9 protein-coding genes are annotated in these 12,235 nt (G+C 58.3%); 4 read left to right on the top strand and 5 right to left on the bottom strand.

The window, feature by feature from the left end:
- The first annotated feature begins 72 nt into the window (after positions 1-72).
- Entirely contained in the window at positions 73-240 is a 168-nt protein-coding gene (rpmG, locus tag ACFVTJ_RS09390; protein WP_003496403.1) for a 50S ribosomal protein L33, read from the top strand.
- Between the two features lie 881 nt (positions 241-1,121).
- Here the strand turns inward: rpmG and ACFVTJ_RS09385 are convergent.
- Both ACFVTJ_RS09385 and ACFVTJ_RS09380 read right to left on the bottom strand, forming a co-directional pair.
- Positions 1,122-2,492 (bottom strand): PleD family two-component system response regulator, encoded by a 1,371-nt coding sequence (locus tag ACFVTJ_RS09385; protein WP_386906615.1) that lies wholly within the window; start codon positions 2,490-2,492, stop codon positions 1,122-1,124.
- An 18-nt stretch (positions 2,493-2,510) separates the two neighbouring features.
- Positions 2,511-2,882, bottom strand: coding sequence for a response regulator (locus tag ACFVTJ_RS09380; RefSeq protein ID WP_003521498.1), 372 nt, complete (start codon positions 2,880-2,882; stop codon positions 2,511-2,513).
- Positions 2,883-3,013: 131 nt separating this feature from the next.
- Between ACFVTJ_RS09380 and ACFVTJ_RS09375 the strand changes: the two genes are divergently transcribed.
- The 3 genes from ACFVTJ_RS09375 to ACFVTJ_RS09365 all read left to right on the top strand — a co-directional run bounded on the left by ACFVTJ_RS09375 (position 3,014) and on the right by ACFVTJ_RS09365 (position 6,085).
- The gene (locus ACFVTJ_RS09375) at positions 3,014-3,322 is read left to right on the top strand and encodes a DUF3572 domain-containing protein (protein ID WP_386906613.1); all 309 of its coding nucleotides are present in this window, start codon (positions 3,014-3,016) and stop codon (positions 3,320-3,322) included.
- Between the two features lie 69 nt (positions 3,323-3,391).
- The gene (locus tag ACFVTJ_RS09370) at positions 3,392-4,675 is read left to right on the top strand and encodes a DNA polymerase IV (protein ID WP_386906611.1); all 1,284 of its coding nucleotides are present in this window, start codon (positions 3,392-3,394) and stop codon (positions 4,673-4,675) included.
- Positions 4,676-4,846: 171 nt separating this feature from the next.
- Positions 4,847-6,085: a L,D-transpeptidase family protein gene (locus ACFVTJ_RS09365; protein ID WP_386906609.1), complete on the top strand. Its 1,239-nt coding sequence runs from the start codon at positions 4,847-4,849 to the stop codon at positions 6,083-6,085.
- Positions 6,086-6,096: 11 nt separating this feature from the next.
- Here ACFVTJ_RS09365 and dnaE read toward each other — a convergent pair whose 3' ends face one another.
- The 3 genes from dnaE to ACFVTJ_RS09350 form a co-directional block, all read right to left on the bottom strand.
- Positions 6,097-9,597 carry a DNA polymerase III subunit alpha gene (dnaE, locus tag ACFVTJ_RS09360; RefSeq protein WP_386906607.1) on the bottom strand — a complete coding sequence of 1,167 codons (3,501 nt, stop codon included), beginning with the start codon at positions 9,595-9,597 and terminating at the stop codon, positions 6,097-6,099.
- A 530-nt stretch (positions 9,598-10,127) separates the two neighbouring features.
- Positions 10,128-10,811: an ABC transporter ATP-binding protein gene (locus ACFVTJ_RS09355; RefSeq protein ID WP_386906605.1), complete on the bottom strand. Its 684-nt coding sequence runs from the start codon at positions 10,809-10,811 to the stop codon at positions 10,128-10,130.
- Positions 10,812-10,826: 15 nt separating this feature from the next.
- Positions 10,827-12,134: a lipoprotein-releasing ABC transporter permease subunit gene (locus ACFVTJ_RS09350; RefSeq protein ID WP_386906603.1), complete on the bottom strand. Its 1,308-nt coding sequence runs from the start codon at positions 12,132-12,134 to the stop codon at positions 10,827-10,829.
- Positions 12,135-12,235 lie beyond the last annotated feature (101 nt).

Genomic DNA, 12,235 nt, shown 5'->3' with positions numbered 1-12,235 from the left:
GTAGTTTCGCGCCAGATTTAGCCGAGGTGAGAAGCGCCTGCGGCTTCTCATTTGTTTAAAGGCAGGACGACCATGGCGAAAGCTACAACAATCAAGATCAAGCTGCTGTCGACAGCCGACACCGGTACCTTCTACGTCACCACCAAGAACAGCCGTACGTTCACGGACAAGATGACGAAGACGAAGTACGACCCGGTTGTACGCAAGCACGTTGAATTCAAGGAAACCAAGATCAAGTAATTTCTTGATCGGTTTTCCGGCAAATAGCGCGCCCCATGGGCGCGTTTTTTGTTTGTGTCGAAGAAAACCGCCACGGCGCTCTCCGCACCCGGCGTCTCCCCCATCGTGGAAATATGGGTGCTGCGTCTCCGTAGATTGCGAATTTGCTGCCGCCCCTAGCAAAGGACACCAGGAGGCATTCAAGACGCATTAGCCCACCGCCCGCGCTGTGAGCACAAAGATACCCGCAGGCACTTACGAAGGCTGCGTCGGGCAACACGCCCCTGCTCCGACACCGCACAACCCTTCGCAGAAATCGGCAGGAAGACCAGCGCTTCACAACACGCGCGCCATCGACAATGTGTTTTCGGGAAGAAGGCGGTCGGCCAACGATGTGATTACGGCACGAGGAACCGATTCGGACATCGTCAGCCGACCGACCCCACGATTCAGGAGATGCGGCGGACCTGAGCATCATGGGGCATTCAAACTACGCAATACCAGCCCCTGACGAGCGAAATCGAGACGGCAAAAACCGCCATCATTCCATCATCGCAAGACCGACAAACCGCCGGACGAACTGTTACTCTCGATTGTGAGTGTGCGCAGAAGTAAAATAAAAATCAATAAATTCTTAAGCCAGAGATACATCCCCTGAGAAACATGGTTAAATATACCAAGCTGGCACACTATAGTTCCCTGAGAGCTAGAATTCAATGTATTTTTCAACTTGAACTCTATTGATGCCGCCCGAATTCATCCCTTCATTGCAAAGAGATAAAATACATCTGCGGTCAATGGTTTGCTGTATCGCGACATTCGCTGCGATGTGCGAATAACTATTTCGCCGGGATATGCGGGAGAACTGCGCAGACAGTCTTGATCAATTGGCCGCGGCCGTCTTAGGCCGCGGCAGCCACGACGCGGTTGCGGCCGGCGTGTTTAGCTTCGTAAAGCGCCCTGTCGGCCTGCTTCAATATCTCGTCCGGCGCACCGAAGGCGCCGCTGCTGGTGGCGATGCCGAGGGAGGCGGTGATGCTCAGTTCCGTATCGATGGAACGCACATAAAAGGGCGTGTCCTCCACAATCGCCCGCAGGCGCTCGGCGACGCTTGCCGCAAGCTCCTTGGGCGTATCGGGCATGACGACGACGAACTCTTCTCCACCATAACGGCAGGCGAGATCCGCACCGCGCACTGTGCTGCGGATGCGCGCTGCGAACTCCCGCAGCACCTCATCCCCGACATCGTGACCATAGGTGTCATTGACCAGTTTGAAGCGGTCTATATCGGTCATGCAGATGGAGATCGGGCGGCCACGCACCGCGGCGCGGTCGAAAAGTATCTTCAGATGATTGTCGAGGTAACGGCGATTGTTGAGACCCGTCAGCCCATCGACAATGGCAAGTTCCATCGTGTGCTGCAGATTGAGCCGCAGATGTTCATTATAGCGCTTGCGTCTGATCTGAGTGAGCGAACGGGCGACGAGTTCATTCGGATCGATCGGACGAAGAATATAGTCGTTCACCCCCAGATCGAGCGCACGCGCCACCAGCTCGTCCGCCCCCTGCTCCGCCACCAGAAGCAACGGCAGAAAACGGGTGCGCTCCAGCGAGCGAAACTGCGAACACAGCCTCAGCGGATCGTAGTCCTCAAAATTGGAATTGACGATAACGAGTTCGAAGGGGCTGCTCGCTGCCTTGAGCAAGGCCGCCTGTGGCTCCGTGACTGCATCGACCTCCGCAACCGGCTTCAGCGCCCGGATGATGCGTTCCTGCGAGCTGGCGCGGCCATCCGCAACCAGCACGCGGCCCGGCGTCTGCATCAGGCCATCGCTGCGCAGCATCTCCTCGATACCGATCTGCCGGGCGGTTTCCGCACGCAGCCGCAGCTCGTCACTGACGGCTTTCAGACGGACCAGGCTTTTGACACGGGCGATCAGCTGAAGATCATTGACCGGTTTGGTCAGAAAATCGTCGGCGCCGGCCTTGAGGCCACGCACGCGGTCAGACGGTTGATCGAGTGCGGTGACCATGACAACAGGAATATGGGCGGTATTCGGATTGGCCTTCAGCCGTTCGCAGACCTCGAAACCATCCATGCCCGGCATCATGATATCGAGCAGAATGATATCGATCTGCTCCTCATCACAGATCGCCAGCGCCTTGAAACCATCCTCAGCGGTGACGACATCGAAATATTCCGCCAGAAGACGGGCTTCCAGAAGCTTCACATTGGCTGGAATGTCGTCAACAACCAGAACTCTCGCCGTCATAACCGTTCCCCAGTCGCCTTACGCATCGCCCAGATAAGTCTTGATGACTTCGATGAATTTCGGGACGGAAATCGGCTTCGACACATAGGCTTCGCATCCACCCTGGCGAATACGCTCCTCATCACCCTTCATGGCAAATGCGGTAACCGCGATGACGGGAATGACATGCAGTTCGTCATCCTCCTTCAGCCATTTGGTCACCTCCAGCCCCGAAACCTCCGGCAGCTGGATATCCATAAGGATGAGGTCAGGGCGGTGTTTGCGGGCGAGATCGAGCGCCTCCATGCCGTTGCGCGTCTGAATCGTCGTATAGCCAGACGCCTCGATCAGGTCGCGAAAGAGCTTCATGTTCAGCTCGTTGTCTTCGACTATCATGACCTGCTTGGGCATGGTGGGCAGTCCCCGTTTCGCTTTGAAACCTTCATCCAGACATATAGGTTGCCAGAGAACCGATTCCATCGTCCATTCTTTGCGCAAGACTAGAGGGATTTGGTTTCAAAATAGGTAACTTCGGGGAAGAAATGATGCGCGATACGAAAAACAAAGGCAATGCCGGCCAGGATCCGCAAGAAACGGCAGCCGCCATACTTGGCTGGCTGGCAAACGAACCGGACATGCTGGCGCGTTTCCTCGCCTTGAGCGGGTTACAAGCCAATATGTTGCGCCAGGCCGTCAATGATCCCGGCTTTTTGGCCGGGTTGACGGATTTCCTGATGAGCCACGAGCCGGACCTGATGGCCTTCTGTGCCGCCACCGATACATCCCCAGAAACTGTCGCCGCCGCCTGGCACCATTTTTCCGGGCCGGGGCTGGATTCAGGTGTGTATTGACGAGAGGCCTCTTGAGCGACCGTCACAGCCGGAGTATGGTCGGCAACGTTCTGGTTTTGTTTTCGGCCCATGTCCACGTCGCACCGCTATGATCCCGGTTTTTGCCGCGACTGTCTGGCTGGCCAGCCAGAAGGGTTGAGGCGTTGCCGCGCCTGTGGCAGCCCGCGTCTCCTCTATCATTCCGAACTTTATGATCTGAGCATCGCTCATATCGATTGTGACGCCTTTTATGCCTCGGTCGAAAAGCGCGACAATCCGGAACTGGCCGACAAGCCCGTTATCGTCGGCGGTGGCAAGCGCGGGGTTGTCTCCACTGCCTGTTATATCGCCCGCATCCATGGCGTGCGCTCCGCCATGCCCATGTTCAAGGCGCTGGAAGCCTGCCCCGATGCTGTCGTCATCAAGCCGGACATGGAAAAATACAGCCGTGTCGGCCGTGAAATCCGGACGATGATGCAGGAATTGACGCCGCTCGTGCAGCCGCTTTCCATTGACGAAGCGTTTCTCGATCTTTCCGGCACCGAGAAGCTGCATCACGACCCGCCAGCGCGCGTGCTAGCGAAATTTGCCCGGCGCGTGGAAAAAGAAGTCGGGGTGACCGTTTCTGCGGGGCTTTCCTATTGCAAATTTCTCGCCAAAGTCGCCTCCGAGCTGCAAAAACCGCGCGGCTTTTCGGTTGTCGGTGAAGCGGAGGCGTTGTCCTTTCTGGCGGCGCGCCCGGTCACGACCATCTGGGGCGTCGGAAAGGCCTTTGCAGCGACGCTGGAGGCGGATGGCATCCGCATGATCGCGCAATTGCAGGAGATGGAGGAGAGCGAACTGATGCGCCGTTACGGCGTGATGGGGCAGCGGCTGTTCCGGCTTTCACGCGGCATTGACGAGCGACATGTGCACAATAACGATCCGGCCAAAAGCGTATCGTCCGAAACCACTTTCTTCAACGATATTTCCCGTCATGAGGAGCTCGTTTCGATTCTGCGGTCACTCTCGGAAAAAGTCGCCTGGCGGCTGAAGAAGAACGGCATTGCCGGCCAGACCGTGGTGCTGAAGATGAAGACGGCCGACTTCAAGACCCGCACGCGCAACCGCAGGCTGGATGACCCCACACAGCTTGCCGACCGCATATTCCGCACCGGCCTTGCGCTGCTGGAAAAAGAAACCGACGGCACAAAATTCCGCCTCATCGGCATTGGCGTCAGCGATCTGCGCGATGCCGGTCTCGCCGATCCTCCCGATCTCGTCGACAGGCAGGCCACGCGGCGGGCGGCGGCTGAAGCGGCGATGGACAAGCTGCGCGACAAGTTCGGCAAGGGCAGCGTCGAGACCGGCTACACCTTCGGCACCCGCAAATAAAAGCCTCAAACCAACCTTGCGGAACCCGTCCAGCCTCGTCTCCCATAACCCGTGCGCAATGTATTTTAGATTTTACACAAATTAGTGATGTTCCACCTGCGGCTTCCTTAAACTTCATTAAACTTCGCATGGTTGAGTGAGGGAAGTTTTGTGCATGTGGTGTATTGCGTCATGTCCCTTCGCCTCAGTCTTCTGACCGGCATGCTGTCGGTCAGCATTTTTGCCTTTCCGGCGCTTGCCGCCGACAGCCGGTCGCTGCAGATCCTGGTGTCCAAAAGCGACCAGTCGCTCTCGCTTTATGAGAATGGGCAGATCATCGCCACCTCGAAAGTCTCCACCGGCAAGGCCGGGCACGAGACGCCGAGTGGCATCTTCTCCATTCTGGAAAAACGAAAATACCACGAGTCGAATATCTATTCGGCCGCACCCATGCCCTTCATGCAACGCCTGACGTGGTCCGGCATTGCGCTGCACGAGGGCAAGGTGCCGAACTATCCAGCTTCCCATGGCTGCGTGCGCCTGCCTTCGAAATTTGCAAAGTCACTCTTCAGTGATACGCAGACCGGTGTCCACGTGATCATCACCGATCGCCCGGTTTCCCTGCGTTTCGTGCAGCATCCAGCGCTGTTTACGCCACGCGACGACGCCGATGACGGCAAGCTGCTACTGTCGGATGTGGAACTGCGCCCGGCGACCTTCGATGCGGCATTGGGTACGGTCGAGGTTGCCGTCAATGAAAAGACTCAGTCCCTCAAACCGGTGGCAAAAGCAAAGGCTTCCTCGCCGCTGCGCATTCTCATTACCCGTCGGGGCGACCGGGAAAAGGTGATGGATATCCAGACCGTGCTGACCCGCCTCGGCTTCGACGCGGGTTCCGCCGATGGGTTTGCCGGCGAAATGACGGTAAGCGCCATTAACGGGTTCAAGCGGTGGAAAGGGCTGAAAACCACTGGGCCGCTTCTGACCGATGCTTTTGTGACGGCGCTTTACGCATCTGCCGGTGAAGATCATCCGCCAAATGGCCAGATCAGGGTGCGGCAGGATTTCAAACCGCTGTTTGAAGCCGCCATCGACATCAAGGACCCGGAAGTGGCGCTTGGAACACACTTCTTCGAGGCCGTTTCCGTGGATCGCGCTGCCGGAACCGCTGAATGGAACGGCGTGACGCTCGAAAATCATCTGCCAGCCGCTGCCCGCAAGCGGCTCGGAATCACCGATGTCGAGGCCCCCGGCGGTTTCGACCAGTTGAGCGCTGTACTCGGCCGCCTCGAAATCCCCGCGGAGATACGCAACCGCATCGAACAGGAGCTTTCAAGCGGAAGCTCGATCACCGTTTCCGATCTCAGTCACCAGATGGAGACAGGCATGGGAACGGACTTCATCACCGTCACCAAGGAAGGACCGGTGTGAGGGCTTTTGCCCTACACCAGTTCCACATCAACGACACCGGGAGCGGACCGCAGCGCAGCGGCGATCTCAGGTGAAATGCGGTATTTCTCCGTCAGCTCCACCTCGATCTCACGGCTGCCCTCGTCCTTGATGACGATGAAATAGACCGATCCGTCGCCCTTTGTGTTGAGGTGGCGCGCAACGGTCTTCAGCGGGCCGGAATCGCGGACATACACACGAAGCGCCTTCTGCATCTGCACGGACTTCTCTTCCAGAGACTGGGCCGTCTGGATACGCAGACCGATGCCTTCCGGTCGCTCTTCCGCCTGCACCGTGATGACAAGCGATTTGCCGACCTCAAGCAGATCGCGGAACTGGCCGAGCCCCTCGGAAAACAGCACCGCCTCATATTGCCCTGAAGCATCCGAGAAGGTGACGATGCCCATCTTGTTGCCGGTGCGGGTCTTGCGCTCCTGCTTGCCGGTCACCGTGCCGGCCAGACGCCCGGCGGTTGCCCCCTGCTTCACCGCCGCGGAAAAATCGGCGAAATTCTGCACCCGCAACTTTTCCAATATGGGACGGTAGGTATCGAGCGGATGGGCGGTGAGGTAAAAACCCAGCACCTGATATTCGCGCAGCAGCTTTTCCGAAGCGAGCCACGGCTGGAAAGCCGGCAGGACAAGCTTTTCCGGGCCGTTGCCGCCGCCGGAGCCAAACATGTCCGACTGGCCGATGGTGCGGTTGTTCTGGGCCATCTGGGCATAACCGATGATGCGGTCCAGCCCGCCGATCAGTTCGGCGCGGTCTCGGCCGAAACAATCGAAAGCACCTGCATTGATGAGGCTTTCCAGCACGCGGCGGTTGATCTGCTTGGGGTCGATGCGCAGGCAGAAATCCTCAAGGCTTGTGAACGGCTTGCCATCGCGAACCTGGACGATGTGTTCCACCGCCCCCTCGCCCACACCCTTGATGGCGGCCAGCGAATAATAGATGCGGTTTTCGCCGGTCTCGAACTGGCGGAAAGACGTCTGCACCGAAGGTGCGACGACCTCAATCCCAAGGCGGCTGGCATCCTGGCGGAAATCGTTGAGCTTTTCCGTGTTGGCCATATCGAGCGTCATCGAGGCCGCGAGGAACTCCACCGGATAATGCGCCTTCATATAGGCGGTCTGGTAGGACACGATGGCGTAAGCGGCGGCATGGCTCTTGTTGAAGCCATAATTGGCGAATTTCGCCAGAAGATCGAAGATGGTGTCCGCCTGCGGTTTCGACACGCCGTTCTTGATGGCACCATCAACGAAACGCTCGCGCTGCTGGTCCATTTCCTCCTTGATCTTCTTGCCCATGGCGCGACGCAGGAGATCAGCTTCGCCGAGCGAATAACCCGACAGGACCTGAGCGATCTGCATCACCTGTTCCTGATAGACGATAACGCCCTGCGTTTCCTTGAGCAGATGGTCGATGGTCGGATGGATCGATTCCAGCTCCTCCTCGCCATGTTTGCGGGCGTTATAAACCGGGATGTTTTCCATCGGGCCGGGGCGGTAAAGCGCCACCAGCGCGATGATGTCCTCGATGCAGTCCGGTCGCATGCCGATCAGCGCCTTGCGCATGCCGGCACTTTCCACCTGGAACACGCCGATGGTCTCGCCACGCGACAACATCTCGTAGGTCTTGGTGTCATCCAGCGGAATGGCGGCAAGATCGACCTTGATGCCGCGTTTGGCGACAAAGTCAACGGCGACTTTCAGCACGGTCAGCGTCTTCAGGCCAAGGAAGTCGAATTTGACAAGGCCGGCGCTTTCGACCCATTTCATGTTGAACTGGGTGACCGGCATATCGGATCGCGGATCGCGATACATCGGTACAAGCTTCGACAGCGGTCGGTCACCGATGACGATACCGGCGGCATGGGTGGAGGCGTGGCGGTAAAGCCCCTCGATCTTCTGGGCGATATCCAGGAGGCGGGCGACAACCGGTTCTTTGTCCGCCTCTTCCTGCAATCGTGGCTCTTCCTCGATCGCCTTCGAAAGCGGCGTCGGGTTGGCCGGGTTGTTGGGCACCAGCTTGCAGATCTTGTCCACCTGCCCATAGGGCATTTCCAGCACACGGCCGACGTCGCGCAGAGCCGCACGCGCCTGCAGCGAACCGAAGGTGATGATCTGCGCCACCTGCTCGCGGCCATATTTGGCCTGCACGTAGCGGATCACCTCTTCGCGACGATCCTGGCAGAAGTCGATATCGAAGTCGGGCATCGAAACGCGTTCGGGATTGAGAAAGCGTTCGAACAGCAACGAAAAACGCAGCGGGTCGACGTCGGTAATGGTCAGCGCGTAAGCGACCAGCGAGCCCGCACCTGAACCGCGCCCCGGGCCGACCGGAATATCATGCTGCTTGGCCCATTTGATGAAGTCGGCAACGATCAGGAAGTAACCCGGAAACTTCATGCGCGAGATGACGCCGAGTTCGAAATCCAGCCTGTCGCGATACTCCTGCTCCGTATAACCCGGCGCCATGCCGAGCGCGGCGAGCCGCTGATCCAGCCCCTCCACCGCCTGACGGCGCAGTTCCTCCGTCTCGGCGCGCTCGGCCGCTTCCGGGTCGTCGCTGGCGCCGGTGAAACGCGGCAGGATGGGTCCACGTTTTTTCAGCACATAGGAGCATCGCAGAGCAATCTCGACCGTATTCTCCAGCGCCTCGGGAAGATCGGCAAACAGCGCCGTCATCTCCGCACGGCTCTTAAGGTAATGATCGGGTGTCAGGCGGAATCGGCTGTCATCGGACACGATGGCATTATGCGCCACCGCCATCAGCGCATCATGCGCCTCATAGTCAGCCTTGGACGGGAAAAACGCTTCGTTGGTGGCAACGAGGGGAATGTCGTGTTCATAAGCGAGACCAATCAGGCGTCGCTCGTGGGAACGATCGTAACCGGACTGTCGCTGCAACTCGATATAAAGCCTGTCACCAAACAGTGACTTTAGCGTCAGCAGGCGCTCCTTCGCCTGCGCGGCGTGGCCGTCCTTCAGCGCCATATCGACGGGGCCGCCGGAAGCGCCCGTCAGTGCAATCAAGCCGGCATTGGATGCCTCCTCAAGCCACGCGCGGGTAATGTGCACGGAATGGCCGCTGCCCTCACCGTCCAGATAGGCGCGGCTGACGACATCCACCAACCGCTCATACCCTTCCGCATTGGCAGCGAGAAGAACGATGGCCGGGAGTTTCTGAAGATGGCTGTTGTGGCTGCGGCGGTCCTCCGCCGTATCCTGCATGTCAATAGACAGCTGGCAGCCGATGATGGGCTGCAAACCTTCATCACGTGCCTTTTCGGAAAATTCCAACGCGACAAAGAGGTTGTTGGTATCGGTAATAGCAATGGCCGGCTGGCCGTCTCCGACAGCCTTGGACATGATTTTCTTGAGGGGCAATGCCCCCTCAAGCAGGGAATAAGCCGAGTGAACGCGAAGATGGACGAAGCCGGGGGTCTTCAGTGTTTCGCCAGAGGTGTCTCCACGCACAACCGTATCGCCCATATCGTCTTCCTGTCATTCTGAATCGAGGGGGCGATTTTCCGATTTCCGGCGCTCAATGTCCACCATTTTGCGGCGTCCATACACGCTTCTGCGCCGGTGTCTTCTTCACAGGGCAGTGAGGATCACCGAAAAGCTGGCAACAAAGACAGCGATGGAAGCGAAAGCGGCAACGTCACGGATGAAATCAGTCATTGGTCTCTCCTTACTCGTTATGTTCCAATTTTGTTCTCATTTTGTTCGATTGTCAACAGGGTTCTGCAGATATTCCTATTGCTAATGTACGAGAATCGCCTTCGGTTCCGCCGCAGAGAACGGCAAGCCGCTGACTCCAAAGCGAAAACCCGGAGGCGAAAGCGCGTCCGGGTTTGGAGAAAAAAGATTCAAGGCACAGGTACTTTACAGAGGAACTGCCAAACGGATTGACTGCGAGCTCGTGGCTACCCGTTCTGGTTCCGTTGCAGCAACGACCGGCATACTCGTTTCGGGGAGCAATGATGCGCGGGAATCGGCCCCGCGCGCAGTCATCGTTGTCAGAAATCGACGATCTTGCCGTCGGCGAGCGTCACGCGCCGATCCATGCGGGCGGCGAGTTCATGATTGTGGGTGGCGATCAGCGCCGCGAGGCCGGATTGGCGCACCAGTGCCTCGAGCGCATCGAATACGTAATGCGCGGTTTCCGGATCGAGATTGCCGGTCGGCTCGTCGGCGAGCAGCAGGAGCGGCGCGTTGGCGACGGCGCGGGCAATGGCGACACGCTGTTGTTCACCACCGGAGAGTTCCGCCGGACGGTGTTCGCCGCGATGGCCGACCCGCATATAGTCGAGCAGAGCGCTTGCACGCTTGCGGGCCTCCGCCTGGGTGAGACCGGCGATGAGCTGCGGCATCATCACATTTTCCACCGCTGAAAATTCCGGCAGAAGGTGGTGGAACTGATAGACGAAACCGATATCGCTGCGGCGGATTGCGGTGCGCGCTTCATCCGGCAGGCCATTGCAGGGCGCGCCGTTGATGAAGACTTCACCCGCATCGGGATGCTCCAGGAGCCCCGCCAGATGCAGAAGCGTCGATTTGCCGGTGCCCGAAGGAGCGACCAGCGCCACCATCTCACCGCTCCTCAACTCAAAATCGGCCTTGCGCAGAATGGAAAGCGATGTCTCGCCCTGACCGTAGGTTCTCTCGACACCGGTAAGCCGCAGCACTGTTTTTTTTGCCATATTGCGAAGCGGTCCTTATTCGTAACGCAGGGCCTGCACCGGATCGAGCTTGGAAGCCCGCCATGCTGGAAAGATCGTTGCCAGGAAAGAGAGCGTAAGCGCCATGATGACAACGGAAATCGTCTCGCTGATATCCATTTCTGCCGGGAGCTGACTCAGGAAATAAAGCTGCGGGTCAAACAGAACCGTACCTGATATCCAGGAGAAGAACTGCCGAATGGATTCCACGTTGAGGCACACGATGACGCCAAGCGCCACGCCGGCAAAGGTGCCGACCATGCCGATGGCCGCCCCTGTCATGAAGAAGATGCGCATCACTGCACCAGAGCTTGCACCCATGGTGCGCAGAATGGCGATATCGCTACCCTTGTCCTTCACCAGCATGATGAGGCCGGAAATGATGTTCAACGCCGCCACCAGAACGATGAGGGTGAGGATCATGAACATAACGTTTCTTTCCACCTGAAGGGCGGAGAAGAAGGTCTGGTTCCGTTGCCTCCAGTCGGTGATATAGACCTGCCTTTCGGCGGCCTGCTCCACCAGCGGACGGATGCCATCGACATCATCCGGACGGCTGACGTAAAGCTCGATCGATTGCACGATGCCATCGGCATTGAAATAAAGCTGCGCCTCTGAGAGCGGCATATAGATCATCGAGGCGTCGTATTCGGACATGCCGATTTCGAAGACACCAGAGATCTTATAGGATTTGACACGCGGATTGACGCCCATCGGCGTCACGTCGCCCTCCGGAGAAATCAGCGTGATATCGTCGCCGGCCGTCACGCCCAGCTGGGCGGCGAGCCTGGAGCCGACAAGAACGCCATCACCGGCCATGAAACCGACGAGGTCACCAGTCTTGATGTTGGTCGCGACTTCCTTGACCTTGTCGATGTCTTCCTGGCGCACGCCGCGCACCAGCGCACCGGAGCCCGCGCCGCCGCGGCCAGAGGCAAGTGTCTGGCCCTCCACCAGCGGCAGGGCCATGGTAACGCCGGGAACGGCAGCGAATTTCTTGGCCAGCTCATCATAATTGTTAAAGGGCTGGTCGATCGGCTGCACGATCATGTGGCCGTTGATGCCGAGAATGCGGGAAATAAGTTCGGTGCGGAAACCGTTCATAACGGCCATGACGATAATCAGGGTCGCCACACCCAGCATGATGCCGACAAAAGAAAAGCCGGCGATGACGGAAATGAAGGCTTCCTTGCGCCGCGAGCGCAGATAGCGCCAGGCCACCATCCGTTCAAAAGCGGAAAACGGCCGGGCGGTCTTTGCCCCGGCGGAAACAGCCGCACCTTTTTCAGCTTCGGCTTGTGCCATGTCGTCTCCCTGATCTCAAACTGCAAGGCCGGTCTTTTCCTAAAACCGGCCCCTCTTTCTGCGGCTGTGCGACGAAACCCGAGCGGACTTCGGATGAAGCC

This window comes from Agrobacterium sp. NPDC058088 (assembly GCF_042885035.1).
Taxonomy (GTDB): domain Bacteria; phylum Pseudomonadota; class Alphaproteobacteria; order Rhizobiales; family Rhizobiaceae; genus Agrobacterium.
The sequence above is the reverse complement of the archived record's forward strand: the minus strand, read 5'-3'. Positions and strand labels throughout refer to the sequence as shown.